Source organism: Nitrospira sp. CMX1 (assembly GCF_054902215.1).
This window is the reverse complement of record NZ_JBUBKD010000057.1, coordinates 1-16,483: the sequence shown is the minus strand read 5'-3', so window position 1 is coordinate 16,483 and position 16,483 is coordinate 1. Positions and strand designations below refer to the sequence as shown.

Sequence of the window (16,483 nt, the reverse complement as noted above, 5' to 3'; positions counted from 1 at the left end):
GAGATGGATCAGTGGCTTCCCGAAGCAAGGCTGAACAAGAGCGCGGGCACCAGCCTTCTCCCATTGTGATTGCGAACAGCCCTCTGGGAAGGCACGGCCGCATAAGATTTGTTCTCCATGCTCTCTTGTCGACGTGTTCTCGATGCCCAGGCGATAGCTGACCATGCAGGACGAGGCCGGTTTGTACCGAATCTGTATGATCTCGCATTGCCGGACTACAAACTGTGTTTGATCATTGATTGATACGAAGAGGCAGTCTTGGAACTTTTCCCTCATGATCTCCATGTCTAGGATGATCGGCAGCTGTGGAAGGCGAGTATCCGTTGGGAGGTCATTGAGCACAGTATTCGTGGGATGTGAGGATGAAAACCCGTTGTTGATCACAGCAGGGTCCATCATAGTTTAGGCCTGGTACCGAAATAGGAGACGATCGTCCTGGTCCGTACGGGAGACGTGCACATGACTGGTGGAGGAGGTCCCCGACATTCTGATTCCCTGGTCAGGCTGGTCGGCGAATAACAGTTCATCGGTATATCGTCGTCCATTGTGAACAATGGTGATCTGTGCCGATGATCGTTCGCCCAAAAGGAGGGCCTGAGGGCCTCGATCAGATTCCGGCGTCTCAACGGAGATGTTCGGTTCGTCGCCCTTGTAGGGATACAGTACGGTGAGGAAGCATGTACTTGAGTCTTGTTGAGTCAGCCGCACGATCGGCGCGTGCTGTTTTTCGCCGTACGAGGGGGACACAAAGCCTTCCTGGATAGACAGGCGCATGTTCGGAATGAGAGGCTGAGCGAGAATAAGTTGCGGCGAACGGATCGACAGCGTGTTGTCGGACAGCATGACCGAGACCCGATCCTGCGCCGGAGGCGACAGGTGGAACAACAGGTCGTACGTATGGGATTCAGTGGCTCGCAAGAGGTCGACAATCACCCAGTATTCCCCGTTGATGAATAGCACCTTCCGCTCGTGAACAACGGGGTATTCATGACTCCTGGCAACCCCATGCAGATAATCGAGTCTGGGTTCATTGACGTACGCCTTGATCTCCCGTTCCGGCTCAAGGCCAGAAATCCTGAAGCGATTCTTTCTCCACTCGTACCGCGTTTGATTCCGACCATTCACCAGCACCGTATTGTGGGAGGCCGTGCTACGAAAACGGACACGCCAATTAACAGGTCCTGATTCGTCGTAGGTGTAACGGCCTGGATCCACGATAAGCGATGTGCCATAGGCGTACGCTTCAAAGCTGAGGAGATCTAAGTGCCCATGGTTGCCTGCGCCCAGAGGGCCGCAATCGAAGATCAAATAGCGTTCGTCCCGATAGGCTTCGCCCTGATCGCCCCATCCGCTCCGTAGTACGTAGTACCCTGAGTGGGGAAACCCTTTTGAACGGAGGATGGGAGGCTGTCCCTTTGTCCCTTGCGATGTCACATAGAGCAGGTCTTCTCCTCCATAGAGGTCGTAGCCTTGTTGCAAAAGGTCCAAGAAACAGCGGCTATCACCGTCGCTCAGCGCTGGGATCCTGCCGTCTGGTCTATGGCAGTAGAGCGAAAACTCCAAGGCTTTCTGTATCAACGCATCAAACTCTTCCGACATCCGGATCTGGTTGATGAGCGCAAGCTTCTTGACCCAGAGGTAATTCTTGAGGACCAGATGGTGGTAGTCGGTCGATTGTTCACAATGGACCCCGTCGGGCAGGAGATCGGAGTGAATATTCTTCAGCAGTTCGTCTTTGGACCATCGCAGCCATTCGGCGGATTCGGCAAACTCCGGAAACACAACGGAAGCTAAGAAGATCGCGCAGAGTTCCAACGTGCGGTGATTGCGAGCCGGCGTGACATGGTCTCGAAGGTACGAGACCTGGTGGTGCAGCGATACCAGAAAGGAACGGTAGAAGTCAGGAGTGATGCAGCTCGGCAGAGGAGTGTTCATGAAATAGTAGTGGGCGAAGATCCAATTCTGGATCCGCCGTCCCGCGACGTCGCTCGGGAGGAAATCGAGCGGAACAGTTCGGATCCAGGAGCTGATGAGGTCAACCCATTTTTGGGCGTACCGAGGATCCTTCGTTTCGTGATAGGCGATGCCGAGCCCGACGGCGTAATAGAATTTATGAAGCAGGATCAGCCATTCTTGGTCGCTGCTGAGATTGGTGAGCCAGAGGGGTGAGGCAGGAAAGGTGTGGCGTTCACCGTTGAATTCAAACTGATTCATCAGTATTTCGTCAATCTTCGGACGTGCCGCTTCAACGGCATCCGGGACGGGGAAATAGCGAACCGTCGTTCTGGTCTGGAAATGCTCCAGCAGGGTTTTCACGGGTAATCCTTGAAAGGGTTCCGCAAAGACCGGCCGCTGGTCGATCCGTTCATCCGAGTCGTGCTGACTAGTGGCAGGCAACATGGGTCTCCTGATGGGTGGTCGTCTTGACCGTTTCCATTTGAAAGAGATCAAATAGCTGTATTGTGGTCTGACTCGAGTCGAAAATGCGGCACATCGTTTCACGCCCTGCTTGAGCAAGATGGTTCCGGAGGTCAGCGTCGACCAGTAGTTCTTCAATGGCTTTGGCGAGGGCCACCGGGTCGCGTGGAGTGACCAGAAGGCCGTTGCGTCGATCCTCAATGATTTCCGGGATCCCGGAGACCACCGTTGAAATGACCGGGACTCCGGAGGCCATGGCTTCCGCCAAGACGTTTGGGATCCCGTCCCGATCACCGTTGTCCACGACATGACAGGGGAGCACAAAGGCTGTCGCCTCCTGATAAATCGTGCGGAGCTCTTCTTGTGTCACGCCTGGTCCGATTGAGATCTCTTGTTCAAGGCCATACCGACGAATCAGGGCCTGCACCAGATCGGTCTGTTCATCCGGATCACCGATAATCCGACAGTGAAACGGGATTCCGTGATCACGAATGATCCGACAGGCCTCGATCAAGAAGGGAAATCCTTTCTTCTCAACGAAGCGTCCGATCGACAGGATCGTTGGGATTGTTGGTGCTGGTCGATGAATGGATGGGGCAAAACGAGTTGTATCGACGCCGTGATAGATAGTGTGGATCGGTGCACCCTGTGAGGAGACTTCCTGCAAATGCTGATGGTTGGCTCCTGTGCAGGTCACCACAAACTTCGCTCGACGTAATTTCATTGGTAGCAGATCGCCTGGATTCAGCTTGGGTAGATAAATGTCTTTGGCGTGAGCGGTGAAGCTGAAGGAATAGCCGGTCAACATGCTTGCGAACATGGCCATGGTCGTCGCGCCATGGCAAAAGTGGGCGTGCAGATGGCGGACGGTTCCCGCTTCGAGTATGGCGTTGGCGATCGCACCAGCACGAAGAAAATCTTTATAGAACACCTTTTTCGGCCAGGAGAAGAATCTGTTTCGGCAGCGAAGGCTGAGCCTCCAAGCTTCCCAGGCCGTGTGCAGATATCGGCGCGGAACGGTGCGGATGAGTCGAACATGACTGGAAAAATATCGGGGAAGGTTCGCGGTCAGCCAAGATACAAATCCGCTGTCCATGTTCTCGCTATCTTCAGGAAGATACGTTACTGGTGAGATGACGGCCTTGTTATCACGTCCTGTACAATTGGTTTCCCCCTGAAAGGCAGAGAAGAGGTGGAGCCGAAGCCCCATTTGTTCCAAGAGCCTAATTTCATTGGTGATGAAGACTTCAGATCGGCGAGGGAATCCTTTCAAAATATAGCCGATCGCGCTGTTGGACGAGTGAGTTTCTATCTTGTTCTGGTCGGGATGCGAGAATGGTTCTGCTGTCTGCGATAGCGCTGCTTCCTTGGACGCCGTTCCCGTGAGAAAAAGCACCTTGAGTTGGTGGCTTGCATCGCTGGAGGAAAAGTGTTGCTCTATGGTCTCGCGCCCGGCTTGCCCTAAGCGCTGACGGATTGCAGGATTGTCCAGAAGATGGGCGAGGGCCAGCGCTAACGCTTCAGGATTTCGCTGGGGAACCACAAGCCCATTGCGATCGTGCTGGACGAGCTCCGGAATACCGGAGACCGCTGTTGTGACGACGGGGAGTCGGCATGCCATCGCTTCCATCAGGACGTTCGGAATCCCGTCACGGTCACCGTCCTGCGCGACCTGACATGGAAGGGCAAAGATGTCGGCGCACTGGTAGAGTCCCACGACTGCTTCGAGCGGTTGTTGTCCCATCAGCATGACGAGCTGTTCGAGATGCAACTCTCGAATCAAGGCTTCCATGTCGGCTTGCAAGGGACCGAATCCAACGATGCCGCAGTGAAACCGATATCCACGAATGTTGAGCAGGTGGCAGGCGTGAATCAGTGAGCGCAACCCTTTCTTTTCTCGAAAGCGTGCGACGCAGAGAATTGTGGGGATCGCCGACTGTATCCCATGGTGATCGTGCAGGAGCTGGTCGAATCGGGCCAGATTCAGGCCGTGATAGAGACGAAGCAGAGGCGTCCCGTTGTCCGACAGGCGTTCGAGGTACTGCCGATTATCCTCGGTGCAGGTGACGACGAATTCCGCATGGTGCATTTTCCGCTGCAGCGTGGATGGTGGCGTCAAGAAGATGTCTTTGGCATGACAGGTCATGCTGTACGGAATGCCTGTCAGCCGGTGAGCCAGCTCCGCGACGCTCGTGGGCGCATTGGCAAAATGGACGTGGAGGTGGCCGATGTGCGCATCGAGGAGTGCGGTGGCGAGAGAGCCGGCCTGGAGAAACTTTGACCACGAGGGGGGCTCGGTGGCTTGAAGCCAAAACTGAACGGTTGAGACATACCGCCGGGGGGACGTGATGAGGAGACGCAGATGCGCCCACAAGGGATTTCGATCCACGGTGTGGAATGAACGAGGCAGATAGGTGATCGATGCACGGACGTGGTCGACCAAATTGTGGGTGACGGGATCGGTCGGTGGCTCAAGGGCGAAGACCGACAAGTCCAGTCCAAGCGCTTCCAGGTCCAACACCTCTTGAAGGATGAACGTCTCCGACACCTTTGGGAACACCTTGAGGAGATAACCTATTTTCTTGATTGATGACTGAGTCGTCATGGCTCACATCAATATGGGTGACGGTCTGAGCTCTGGCACCGCCCGAAAATCCGAAGGACGATGGCGTAGAGCAGTGCTCACTTTGTTTCGTTGGCTCTCTTGGTAAAGTTGCTTCACCGCCCTGGAGACATTGATGGCCCCGTCAAGCGTGATCCCGATATCCTGTGGGCGAGGCGGGAGCGGCCGTTGCAATGATTGTGTGATGGCGTGGAACAAACTGTCAGGAGTTAACTTCGTAGGATGAATCATGTCGAGCAGGCCTTTGGCTGCCAATCGCTCGGCTCGGATACATTGTTCAAGTCGTGGATGGATGCGTGGAACAATGATCCCACGTTGGTTGGCGGTCAGAATCTCCACCACGGTGTTGTATCCGCCCATGGAGACGACGAGGTCGGCTGCACGAAGGTAATCGTAGAGATGCGGAGTGAAATCAATGACCTTGAGCGCCAAATCCTCACCAGCAGCCTGTTTGAGAATGCGGCGTTTCTCCGGGCACATCAATGGACCTGTGACGATCAGCGAATCGAACGTGTGACGACCAGGCTGAATGTTCTCACGTAGCATGCGGACATGAGTATCGACGATGGCATACCCGTCATCACCGCCACCAGGCGTGACCAGGACGAATTGGCCCGTGCGCAACCCCAGTTCGCTTCGGATGTGTTTTCTCTGAGGCGAAGACTGATTTCTGCCTATGTAGCCGCATGGGATGAGCTTTTGTTCGATAAGGGAGGACAGTCTGTATTCCTGCACCGGGTTGTACAGCGACGGGGTGCCGTACAGGAAAATCGCGTCGTACGTATGCTCAAGTAATGACACGACGTCGGACTTTCTCCACTCCTCAGCAACATGGCGAGGATCGTCCTCGATGTCGCGCATGCCCAACACGAGCTTGGTGTCGGGGAGGAATGCTTTGCAATGCCGTAGGGCGGGAAGTAATTCGCCTTTAATACCGGCCGGTGATTTGTCCACCAAGAAAATATCCGGTTTGAGCATACACAGACTTTCCCAGATGATTCTCTGCCGTAGCTCGACGGTAATGTTGATTGGGTGAGGGAGCGATCGGGAACAGTAGAACCCTTCTTCATTCTTGGTGAGCGTCGGAAGCTTGATGTATTCCGTACGGGGAGGCAGTGCGTATGTATGAGCCTGCATCGAACCAGTCAAGATGATCAGCGAAACGTCGGGTATGTGCTGTACCAACTGGCTCGCGATTTCCAGCGTGCGGCGAATATGGCCGAGACCGTAGCTATCGTGTGAGTAAAGCATAATCAACATAGGTTCAACTCCGTTCCCCTGCGCTGCCTGAAATCCCAGCGAGGTTGATGGAAAAGAAGGTTGTTCATGGCCGCTTCCATATTCTGCTCATGGCAGCGCTGAAACATTTCCTCCTATCCATCTCAGAAAGGGTCATGTTGGTTGGACGAGATTGATCGGATTTGGTAAACGCATCCGCTCTGTTTCTGAAGAGCACGTTGGCTGCTCGACTGTTGTCGTGAGACGATTGGAAGAGATGTTGGACGCACCGAAGCGTGTGAGTGTCTCAAGAAGATCATCGAATGAAAAAGGTTTTGAGAGGTATGCATCCGCACCGGCATGCTTGCTCATCTTTTCGATTTCTGCCGTTCCTTTGGCCGTCATGAGGAGAATGGAGGATCCCACCCCACGCTGTCTGAGGGCACGACAGATGTCGAGTCCGTCATCAGGCCCCAGAAAGATATCGAGAATGATGACGTCATAGGTGCAGGCTTCAGCGAGATCTAGAGTTCGTGCCTTGCTTGAAGCGATTTCGACTTCGTACGATTCAGCTTCAAGCCCACGCTTCATGAAACCGACAATCCGCTCATCATCTTCCACGATCAGAATGTGCACGTCCGTTCCTCGCTGAATCATGTGAAATGTAATATCGTCAGGCGGCTACCATACGTGAGCGAGATGAGAGGCGATTGAGAGGGAAATGAGAAATTGGTAAGAACCGCACGGTGAGGGAAACGGTATTCGCCGTCAGAAACAAGAATGAGGTTACGAAGAGGGGCTGTCGGAAATCTTATATCCGAAGTCCCGTACCGTCTGAATGAGCTTGTTCGGGGATCCGGCCTCTACTTTTTTCCGAAGGTAGCCGATGTAGACATCGACGGTATTGGTCAGAGTGTCGTGATGATAACCCCAGACATGCTCAAGAATGGAGGTACGGCTGAGCGCCTTATTGGGATATGACATGAGGAAGGCTAGGAGGTCGAATTCTTTCCTGGTCAAGGGGATGATGGTGTCGCCTCGGCGCACTTCTCGCGAGTTTCGGTTGAGCGTGAGATCGGCTACACATAATACTTGAGTTGCTTCTTCGTTGTAAGACGGTCTCCGTCGGAGCAACGCCTTAATCCGCGCGAGCAGTTCCTCGAAGGCAAAGGGTTTTGTAAGATAGTCGTCGGCCCCGTGGTCGAATCCGCTGAGTTTGTCTTCCAGGGCATCTTTAGCCGTCAGGATCAGAATCGGAGTTTGGATCTGTTCACGGCGCAGGGTTTGACAGATCTCGTGGCCATTGGTGTCGGGTAATAGAAGGTCGAGAATGATCAGGTCGTATGGAGTGAGGCCTCGTTGTACTCCTTCTTGACCGTCTTGAGCGATATCCACCAGGTACCCTTCTGCTCCGAGACCACGTTTGATGAACGTGGAGATTCGCTCGTCGTCTTCAATCACAAGAATGTGTATGGCTGCCATAAATTATATCCTTTTCGAGGTGCGTGAAGAATGATCAGCCCCATCACTGGATTGCGAAGTGGAAGCATGATGAAGGGGAAGCCGAACAGTCACCGTGGTTCCACGGTTGAGAGTGCTGGCAATCGAGATCGTGCCATGGTGTGCTTCAGCGATCCACTTGGCGATCGGTAGGCCGAGGCCGGCTCCACCCACTGCCGACGGACGGCCTCGCCAGACGCGATAGGCCCGCTTGACGACATGCGGAAGATCTGTTTCGGGAATTCCAAGTCCGTTGTCGGCCACAGTGACATGTGCCTCACGATCCGTGGTCTTCAGGCCAATCACAATCGCACCGCCTTTCCGGCCGTATTTGATGGCATTGTCCGTGAGAATCATGAAGAGTTGCTTGAGTCGTTCCGTATCCCCCTGAATGGTCGCATCAGGCGAGAACCCTTCACGCGTCACGGTCATGCTCCGTGATTGCGCAAGAATGTTCGTCTCTCGACGCACGTCTTCAAGAAGCGGTGTCAGCAGGGTCGGCTTCAGATCCATCTGCAACGTACCCGATTCCGACCGAGCCAAAAACAGAATATCACCGACTAATTTGTTCATTTGATCCGATAGCTGGACGATCCGTTCCAACGTGCTCCGGTATTCGGAGATCGGTTTTTCTTTCCCTCTGAGCGTCACCTCAGCCTCGCCCCTGATCACGGTCAAGGGTGTCCTGAGTTCATGGCTGATGTCGGCAAAAAATTGCGATCGCAATTGATCGAGCGCCTGTAGTTTCTGGTGGGCATCTTGAATCGTCTCCACCGCTTGTTTCCGTTTCGTGACATCCTGTTTGATGCTGACAAAGTGACTGATCTCACCGTTCCGGTCACGAACGGGAGTGATGGTTTCTTCTTCCGTGTAGAGGGTGCCATCTTTTTTTCGATTGGTGCTTTCGCCGTGCCATACCTTGCCCCGCATGATCGTCTGCCACTGTTTCTGATAGAACGGTTGGTCTTGCCGATCCGATGTCAGGTTGCGGATGCTCTGACCGAACACTTCTTCAGATGGATAGCCCGTCAATGTGGTGAAAGAAGGATTGACCCATGTGACACGCCCGCTTCGGTCCATAATCATGACCGCATTTGCAGCGGATTCTAGTGCGGTGCCCTGTAAACGAAGGCGTTCCTCATCCTGATTGAGCTCCGTCATGTCTTTGGCGACACAGGCTATGCCCTCAATGCTTCCCTCCTCGTTCCGCATGACGGCAGCAGAAAACAACACGGGGAATGTCTGACCATCATGTGCAAGATAGGCGGCTGCAAACTGATGAATCGAACCGTGTGAGAGGATCTCCTGATACTTCCGCCCATCCAGAGGGTTTTCATTCGGTGGAAACAGAATCGTCGCATCTTGGCCTAGCAGTTCATGTTCCTCGAAGCCGAGCAGATTGAGCGCGGCCTGGTTGACGCTTCGTATGGTGCCATCGGGATTCAAGACGATCAGAAGATCGGTCATGGAGCGAATAACGTTGTCCACGTAGTTCTTGGACACGGTGGTCTGCAAGAGCTGCTCGGTCATGCTGTTGAAGCATTTCGCCAATTCGCCCAACTCATCGCTGGTGGACACAGGAACGGTCGTGTGTAAGTCGCCTTCTGCGACCCTCTTAGTCGCTTCGGTGAGGGGGGCGATCACATTGAGAGATCGCCTAAGGAGGAGGATGAACAAGGCGCCACCAAGCACGAGAGTCACAATGCTGGTCGCCAGGGTTTCGTTGATCAGCGTGCGGAGTCGTTTTTCAAGCGCGCTTCGATCCAGGAAGATTCTGACCCATCCGAGGGGCTGAGCCGTGACCAAGCTGTCTTTCCCGGCAGGAGTTGATGAGTCAGTCACCACACTCCCGAACGCCGACACCCGATAGCCTTTCGTGAGCACCAGATCCCTTTCCCAGACATCGCCTATTTCCGGAAGCGTCAGGTCCTCGGGAGTGAGTTGGATTCCAGAGAACTCAAGCCACAAGACCTTGGATGGTCGGTAGGCGAGAATTGCGACGACATCTTCTCCCTCACCCAGAGACTGGAGAAGCGTGGTCAGCCCCTCAACGTCCTGCTCCTGATAGTCCGTTCGCGCTTGTGACGCAATGGTCTTGGCCAACGTCCGCCCACGAATTTTGAACTCTTGATACATGGCATTGCGGCTGGAGGTATAGGCGAAGTAGGCCAAGCCACAGACCGCGGAGAAGAAGATGGCAAGAAAGAGGGCCATCAGTTTGTAGGTAAGGGACTGTGCGAACCACTTTCGAATCAACATGGCGGTGATGTTACGGGTTGTCGATAACCAGGATGATTCTGATCTGGCCATCGTTCATGTCGTTGAGCGTGGACAGACCGACGTATCCGATGGCTCCCTCAATGACGCCGACGAACCGCACGACGGCTTCGTCCGACCGTTCGATCACACTCTGAATGGGAACGGGTGTGCCTTGGCGATAGAACACTTGATCCGGCTTCGCATTCAGCACTCGCAGATAGAACGTTTTTCTCTCCTCGGCGGAGATTTCCCGGTTGACCAATTTGATTCGGTTGCCCCCTGGCCAGTGAAGAGTCTCACCTCGATACATACTGGCGACCGCTGTCATGCTCACCGAGGTGTTGGGATTATTCTTGTTGACGATAATGGCGAGGGGGTCGGCGTGGGCGAGGGTGAGGCACGACCACAGCGAGAACGCAAGTGTCAGCGCCGTTAGCCAACGCCTTCTGGTACGGAATGGGCGATTCATGCGATGGCCGTCAGAAGATCCACGCGATGGATGTCAGAAATCCGTCGGACGGGAACTGATTGAACTGGCCGTTGTTAAATTGATACTCCATTTTGAAGACATAATCCTCGACCGGGCGATAGTTGAATCCGACGATGATTTGTTCTCCGGTCAGGCTTCCCGTTGGGCTTGCCGTCGTATTCATCTTGGTTCGGCCATAGAGGCCGACGAGTGCGAATGTCGGATTGTTGAAGTGGCGTCCCAGGATGGTGGAGTTCAATGCGGACGGCCAGAACCGATAGGTCAGCTGGAGGTAATACCCCCAAAGGCTTGATGGTGTCGTGGAGCCCTGGAGGTCGAACCGTGCAAATTCACTCCTTAGCTGGAAGTTTTCCCATATCCGCACATTGCGAGGCTTGAATTCAGCATCAAATCCGATCCCGGTGATGAGATCATTTGAGCCAGGCTTGTATTCCCCGCGATATCCGGAGAATCCCATTTCATATTGATCGAAGAATTTCAACGTGCCTCGGCCCACGACGGCCTTGTCGCCGTTATTGTCCGTGCGCAATCCTGATCGTGCGCTTTGCAGGCCGGGGTCGGGAAGGTAGCCGGGTGCGGCCAGAAACTTATCTGTCAGTCCGTTGATGACCTGAATTTCATAGGTAGCCTTGAGGTTCTCTGAGATCGGCACGAACCCGAAGGCGCTGAATCCTAGATCGGACCAGGTGGTCGGGGTGACGAGCCGCGCGACGGAGGGAGGGCGTATGAGATCTCTGCGTGGATCGAAGTGATCGAGATTGAACTTGCCGAATGGGATCAGGAGCACTCCTGCACGGACATTGAATGCCTGGGTGAGGAGAAGATCGACATAGGCCTGTTCTGCATCCGCGGTCCCATGTGGAAGTCCGAGATCGATTTCGGTGTAGACGCGAATCCGGTCGTGAAACTGTCCTGAAATCAGGAGTTCGAAGTTGCCATCATGGGTGGACCGTCGATCCTGAAAACTCTCAAACGCTACGGCCCCGTAGGCGCCGACTCGGATGTTCTGAGCCAGTTCGTCCGACAGGCTGCTCTGCTGTTGTTCCACTACCCCAAGACGTTCTTTCAGATCGGCGAGTTCCTTGCGATGTTGCTCCTCAATGTGGTGAAGTCGGTCTTTCAGCTTTTCGACCGTATCCTCATGGTCACTCTTGGACGGCAGGCCGGAGGTTTGGGCGAAGAGCAGGGTGGGAATACAGAGGCAGAGAAGGAGCGTGATCAACGCCGCGATATCGTATACGGGTGTCTGGTTATCGGGGGATAGGCGAAACCAGGGGTGGTGTCGTCTCATGCGCTCATGATCCTTTACGGAGGGGAGTGATGATCCAGTTTGTCATTGCCCCCTTCCCGTCCGGGCGATGTGCATAGAGTCGTTGAGGGCTGGTTGGCCGGAGCTTCCAGGTGGATATCGGTTGTTGATACGTATTCTGCTCTCCTTCGTACCGGGGGCGTCGTAGGGCTTCGATGATGAGATGGAGCTCGTCGTTGAGGACAAACGCAAGCCCCTTCGTCTGCCGGTCGGGCTTGTCCGTTTCGGTGATGGTAAAGGCTGTGACCTGCTGTGGCGGGGCAAGGCTCAACGCTTCGGCTAATTCTGGCGCCAACCGCTCTGCTTGAGGCTTGGTGAAGACTCTCCGGGGATGAGTCTTGGACAACGGCAAGACGGCATCTGCTTCATAGGTCAGCGACTCCAGAATATCGACGACTGCTTCCGGTGGTATTGTGTAGGGGTGGTGAAAGGGATTGATTGATGGGTAGCCTCCTGGCAATTCTCGGAGCACGACCGAGAGGGTGTCTGATTGATGAATGACGAGATGTGGGCGAGCGGTACAGGAGTGAATGATCAACAGCGTCAGGAATATGGCGACCACGACGAAGTTTCCTGGTATCGGCCCATTCTTTGTGAGCATCAGTGTCCCCTTCGTACCGGTCGAGATTTTTGGCGTTCTCCGGGTGATTCCCCTTTGACGAGACAGGGGTAGACATTGTAAACGCCAGAAGATGTCTTGTAATTGGTATGGACCACAAGAAACAAGGCCAAGTAGAACAACGCGGTCTCGATGGGGGCTCTGTTCCTAGAATAGAAAGCTTAGAGAGGCTATGTTATGTAGTGTGTGGCATTGGAATGGACCGACCGTTGTCTCTTCATGGGCTGCGTAAGCGGGTCGGTCCGTTGAACGATCAGGTTCGTGGAGCGAGACTGTGCTATCATGAGACACCGGATGATGGGTCGGTCTCGTTAGCCAGGCGTAGGTTTCTTGCAAAAAGGGGAGTGCACCCACGAGGAAACAATAATGTTGGGCGGTCGCCAATTCCCCTTGCGTGCGTCGAACCGGGCATGATATGCAAGCATATGCGATTGTGATGTGAATGGATACACTGAGGAGGAGATGGGTCTCATGAAGCAGCAGGTCTCAAAACGTAAGGAGAGGGTCACGCTCTCTCTCTCCGCGGATATGGTCGAACGCTTACGCACCGTTGTGTATTGGAGTCCGAAGTTGACACTTACCGGAGTCGTCGAATCTGCGATCCAGTCCACGCTCGCCAAGCTCGAAAAGGGGAAGCGGTTCAAGAAACGAAAGGGAAAGCTCCCGGTTGGACGTCCGCGCAAAGACCAATCGTCCTGACGACGGTCTTAGCTTGACCGAGGGTGTCTCGATTCGTGAAGCCGTGGGGAGGAGAAACAGGTCAGCCCTCGTCGAAGCCGCGATTGGTGTGGAATGATGCCCCGCTTTAAACGAAGTGTGTTGGTTCTCCTGCTGCTCATCCTCTGTGTGGGGTGTGATCAACTTACGAAGGACGCAGCCCACCAGTATCTGGCCTTTCAGCCACCGCACTCGTGGTTTCACGATACGGTCCGCCTCCAATATGCCGAGAACGCCGGGGCGTTTCTGAGCTTCGGTGGAGAGTTCTCCGAGAGAGCACGCGTCCTTCTCTTTCAAGTCTTTCCTGCCTTATGTCTTCTCGTCTTGACGATGGTCCTCGTTGTCCAACCGATACCATCCACCACTGTCGTTGCCTGGAGTCTGGTACTGAGCGGCGGGTTGGGCAATCTTGTAGACCGCGTTATGAACGATGGCCGTGTGATCGATTTCATGAATCTTGGCATCGGCAGTCTTCGTACGGGGATCTTCAATGTGGCCGACATCTGCATTACAATCGGAGTCCTGGTGCTGTTTTTCCAAGCTGCTTGGGTCAAGCCCTCATCTGAGGAATCTCTCTCTCGCCGTTAGTCGTCCGGTGTATCGCTTCTCGACCATGTTGAGTTTTCTTGCCAGCCTTTGATTGCCCTTCACGTTGGACCAATTCGAACGCTTTGAGCGTGATATTGAGTAGGGTGTTTGCCGAGAGAAGAACTCGAGAGCCTCATGATGAATTGGCAGGGCTACTTGTGTTAAGGCAAGGAATTGCTCAAAAGCCTGGTTTTGTCAATCGCGGGCTTGGTGTTGTTGATGGGGGTGGCCGGTTGCGCATCAGTGGGGAGCGGTCTACTCGACGGGGTACTTGGCGTCGGCGCGGCTGATGGGAACCATGAGTGCCACCCTGAAGCGTGAGAAAGGATCGGGTGGAGGAAGATCTCAAGGCCGGGGGAATTGCTCAGAAAGAATACGAGATCCGTAAGGACCAGATCTCACATGGCTCATTCTTTCATAAGGTCAAGTGACCTGCCCTCGTAGGATTATTGTTGGTATTGGCGGTAGGGTGAGACGTCGATCATAGTACGAGATGACAGATCTCTCCTCATGGATGTCGTGTCGCCTTCTTCTATAGCTGCTCCACTTCCGAAATGATTGTGTGGTATCCGCTGGCGCCGGCTGGTTGGGGACGGACGATGTCCGCGATTTGAAGTTGCCCCCTTGTGTCGGTGGCGCGCACGACGGTTTGGAACTTCCCCGGTTTCGGCGGTCGCCATGTGTAAGTCCAAATCACCCAGGAATAGGGCGACATCGGCGGCTCGATCGTACAATCGTTCCATGTGCGGCCTGCATCGAAACTCAATTCAACTTTGCTGATGCTGTTGGGGCCACCGAAGGCAATGCCTCGGAAGGTGTGTTCTGGTCCGCGCAAGGTTTGATAATGCCCAGGTGAATCGATGCGTGAAAATACCTTAATTGTGCCGTCGTCGGTCCATCCTTTACGTTGCCAGTAGCCCTTGTAGTCGCCGGGATAGACTTCGATCTCGACAATCCACTTCACATTCTTGATGCCGTAGAGCCCCGGTACCAGGAGGCGGAGGGGGAAACCATGTTCTTTGGGGAGCTTCTCACCGTTCATCAGAAAGGCCAGCATCACGTCATCCTGCATGGCACGGGCGAAGGGAATGCTGTCGTCGTACCCGTCGATGCCGCGAAAGACCACGTCACGCGCTGTCTCAACGTCAGCCCCGCAGTCGACCAAAAGTTTCTTGAGCGAAATACCTCGCCATGTCGCTGTGCCCAGGCTGTCGCCACCGGGGAGGGTATCGATGCACATGAGAGTGGAGATTTGATCATAAGAATCGCGATTTAAAATATCGCGCCAGCCAAGGGACATCGGGGTTTTGACCGCGCCCGTAATATGAACTTTCCACTGTTCGATGTTCAGCTCGCGGGAGGCGGAGACGGCGCCATCAGCATAATTGACGATATAAAACTTAGCGTTTGAGGTGAAATACGTTGTGTCGCGTGGGGGGACTGCAAACATTCGACCGAATATTCCACCGACGGCGTCACAGCCGCTGGTACTCCCGACTAGTGTTCCCAATCCCAAGGCTTTGAGCAGTGTCCGGCGATGCATGGGCCAACTATTTTTGTTCTGTGTCATAATTTTAAAATTATACACTGATCAGCCTCTTGACTCTTGGGAAATACCTTGCTATCTTCCCACTCGTTGATTGCGACTGTGTTCCTGCCTGATGACCGCGCCTGATGCGAGTCACGGTGCGGTGCCAAAGGGAAACTACGCGAAATTAATTCGAGCGGGTCCCTTGACACGAGACAGTGCACAATGTATAGTGCACGGCTCGCGTGAGGAACGCGGATGTTCTTTGAAAACTGAATAGAGGAAGTTGAGCAAGGTGTAAGGTGTATTGAAGTGGTGGCCCTTGGTCCAAATTTAAAGAACACCTATTTTTGAGAGTTTGATCCTGGCTCAGAACGAACGCTGGCGGCGCGCCTAATACATGCAAGTCGAGCGAGAAGACGTAGCAATACGTTTGTAAAGCGGCGAACGGGTGAGGAATACATGGGTAACCTACCCTCGAGTGGGGAATAACTAGCCGAAAGGTTAGCTAATACCGCATACGACTCCTGGTCTGCGGATCAGGAGGGAAAGCGATACCGTGGGTATCGCGCTCTTGGATGGGCTCATGTCCTATCAGCTTGTTGGTGAGGTAACGGCTCACCAAGGCTTCGACGGGTAGCTGGTCTGAGAGGACGATCAGCCACACTGGCACTGCGACACGGGCCAGACTCCTACGGGAGGCAGCAGTAAGGAATATTGCGCAATGGGCGACAGCCTGACGCAGCGACGCCGCGTGGGGGATGAAGGTCTTCGGATTGTAAACCCCTTTCGGCAGGGAAGATGGAACGGGTAACCGTTCGGACGGTACCTGCAGAAGCAGCCACGGCTAACTTCGTGCCAGCAGCCGCGGTAATACGAAGGTGGCAAGCGTTGTTCGGATTTACTGGGCGTACAGGGAGCGTAGGCGGTTGGGTAAGCCCTCCGTGAAATCTCCGGGCCTAACCCGGAAAGTGCGGAGGGGACTGCTCGGCTAGAGGATGGGAGAGGAGCGCGGAATTCCCGGTGTAGCGGTGAAATGCGTAGAGATCGGGAGGAAGGCCGGTGGCGAAGGCGGCGCTCTGGAACATTTCTGACGCTGAGGCTCGAAAGCGTGGGGAGCAAACAGGATTAGATACCCTGGTAGTCCACGCCTTAAACGATGGATACTAAGTGTCGGCGGGTTACCGCCGGTGCCGCAGCTAACGCATTAAGTA

At 54.3% G+C, this 16,483-nt stretch carries 12 protein-coding genes and 1 rRNA gene; 3 read left to right on the top strand and 10 right to left on the bottom strand.

The features are described 5' to 3' along the window. Window positions 1-402: 402 nt before the first annotated feature. The 9 genes from ACYX34_RS14165 to ACYX34_RS14125 all read right to left on the bottom strand — a co-directional run bounded on the left by ACYX34_RS14165 (window position 403) and on the right by ACYX34_RS14125 (window position 12,418). Window positions 403-2,400, bottom strand: coding sequence for an alginate lyase family protein (locus tag ACYX34_RS14165; protein WP_462077219.1), 1,998 nt, complete (start codon window positions 2,398-2,400; stop codon window positions 403-405). Then, window positions 2,384-5,023 carry a glycosyltransferase gene (locus tag ACYX34_RS14160; protein ID WP_462077218.1) on the bottom strand — a complete coding sequence of 880 codons (2,640 nt, stop codon included), beginning with the start codon at window positions 5,021-5,023 and terminating at the stop codon, window positions 2,384-2,386. Before ACYX34_RS14160 ends, ACYX34_RS14165 begins: the two co-directional genes overlap by 17 nt. A gap of 3 nt (window positions 5,024-5,026) precedes the next feature. Next, window positions 5,027-6,301, bottom strand: a complete 1,275-nt coding sequence (locus ACYX34_RS14155; protein WP_462077217.1) for a glycosyltransferase family protein — start codon at window positions 6,299-6,301, stop codon at window positions 5,027-5,029. A 132-nt stretch (window positions 6,302-6,433) separates the two neighbouring features. Then, window positions 6,434-6,916: a response regulator transcription factor gene (locus ACYX34_RS14150; RefSeq protein WP_462077216.1), complete on the bottom strand. Its 483-nt coding sequence runs from the start codon at window positions 6,914-6,916 to the stop codon at window positions 6,434-6,436. A 129-nt stretch (window positions 6,917-7,045) separates the two neighbouring features. After that, window positions 7,046-7,741: a response regulator transcription factor gene (locus ACYX34_RS14145; protein ID WP_462077215.1), complete on the bottom strand. Its 696-nt coding sequence runs from the start codon at window positions 7,739-7,741 to the stop codon at window positions 7,046-7,048. Between the two features lie 3 nt (window positions 7,742-7,744). Continuing rightward, window positions 7,745-10,069, bottom strand: a complete 2,325-nt coding sequence (locus ACYX34_RS14140; RefSeq protein ID WP_462077214.1) for a PAS domain S-box protein — start codon at window positions 10,067-10,069, stop codon at window positions 7,745-7,747. Next, window positions 10,029-10,487, bottom strand: a complete 459-nt coding sequence (locus ACYX34_RS14135; protein ID WP_462077213.1) for a type 2 periplasmic-binding domain-containing protein — start codon at window positions 10,485-10,487, stop codon at window positions 10,029-10,031. Before ACYX34_RS14135 ends, ACYX34_RS14140 begins: the two co-directional genes overlap by 41 nt. A 10-nt stretch (window positions 10,488-10,497) precedes the next feature. After that, the gene (locus ACYX34_RS14130) at window positions 10,498-11,799 is read right to left on the bottom strand and encodes a hypothetical protein (protein ID WP_462077212.1); all 1,302 of its coding nucleotides are present in this window, start codon (window positions 11,797-11,799) and stop codon (window positions 10,498-10,500) included. 4 nt (window positions 11,800-11,803) lie between these two features. Further along, window positions 11,804-12,418, bottom strand: a complete 615-nt coding sequence (locus ACYX34_RS14125; RefSeq protein WP_462077211.1) for a hypothetical protein — start codon at window positions 12,416-12,418, stop codon at window positions 11,804-11,806. Between the two features lie 489 nt (window positions 12,419-12,907). Here ACYX34_RS14125 and ACYX34_RS14120 point away from each other — a divergent pair, with 489 nt between their 5' ends. Both ACYX34_RS14120 and lspA read left to right on the top strand, forming a co-directional pair. Then, window positions 12,908-13,135, top strand: coding sequence for a hypothetical protein (locus ACYX34_RS14120; RefSeq protein WP_462077210.1), 228 nt, complete (start codon window positions 12,908-12,910; stop codon window positions 13,133-13,135). 117 nt (window positions 13,136-13,252) lie between these two features. After that, window positions 13,253-13,741 carry a signal peptidase II gene (lspA, locus tag ACYX34_RS14115; protein ID WP_462077209.1) on the top strand — a complete coding sequence of 163 codons (489 nt, stop codon included), beginning with the start codon at window positions 13,253-13,255 and terminating at the stop codon, window positions 13,739-13,741. Window positions 13,742-14,273: 532 nt separating this feature from the next. Here the strand turns inward: lspA and ACYX34_RS14110 are convergent. Next, window positions 14,274-15,311, bottom strand: a complete 1,038-nt coding sequence (locus ACYX34_RS14110) for a molybdopterin-dependent oxidoreductase (RefSeq protein ID WP_462077208.1) — start codon at window positions 15,309-15,311, stop codon at window positions 14,274-14,276. A 304-nt stretch (window positions 15,312-15,615) separates the two neighbouring features. On the opposite strand from ACYX34_RS14110, the gene ACYX34_RS14105 reads away from it, so the two are divergent. Further along, window positions 15,616-16,483 (top strand): 16S ribosomal RNA (locus ACYX34_RS14105); the annotation flags it as partial.

Bases quoted from the DNA above. Each gene is read 5' to 3' on its own strand.
- ACYX34_RS14155 (WP_462077217.1), bottom strand. From the start codon at position 6,301: ATGTTGATTATGCTTTACTCACACGATAGCTACGGTCTCGGCCATATT.
- ACYX34_RS14125 (WP_462077211.1), bottom strand. From the start codon at position 12,418: ATGCTCACAAAGAATGGGCCGATACCAGGAAACTTCGTCGTGGTCGCC.
- ACYX34_RS14130 (WP_462077212.1), bottom strand. From the start codon at position 11,799: ATGAGACGACACCACCCCTGGTTTCGCCTATCCCCCGATAACCAGACA.
- ACYX34_RS14140 (WP_462077214.1), bottom strand. From the start codon at position 10,069: ATGGCCAGATCAGAATCATCCTGGTTATCGACAACCCGTAACATCACC.
- ACYX34_RS14150 (WP_462077216.1), bottom strand. From the start codon at position 6,916: ATGATTCAGCGAGGAACGGACGTGCACATTCTGATCGTGGAAGATGAT.
- ACYX34_RS14120 (WP_462077210.1), top strand. From the start codon at position 12,908: ATGAAGCAGCAGGTCTCAAAACGTAAGGAGAGGGTCACGCTCTCTCTC.
- ACYX34_RS14160 (WP_462077218.1), bottom strand. From the start codon at position 5,023: ATGACGACTCAGTCATCAATCAAGAAAATAGGTTATCTCCTCAAGGTG.
- ACYX34_RS14145 (WP_462077215.1), bottom strand. From the start codon at position 7,741: ATGGCAGCCATACACATTCTTGTGATTGAAGACGACGAGCGAATCTCC.
- ACYX34_RS14165 (WP_462077219.1), bottom strand. From the start codon at position 2,400: ATGTTGCCTGCCACTAGTCAGCACGACTCGGATGAACGGATCGACCAG.
- ACYX34_RS14135 (WP_462077213.1), bottom strand. From the start codon at position 10,487: ATGAATCGCCCATTCCGTACCAGAAGGCGTTGGCTAACGGCGCTGACA.
- ACYX34_RS14110 (WP_462077208.1), bottom strand. From the start codon at position 15,311: ATGACACAGAACAAAAATAGTTGGCCCATGCATCGCCGGACACTGCTC.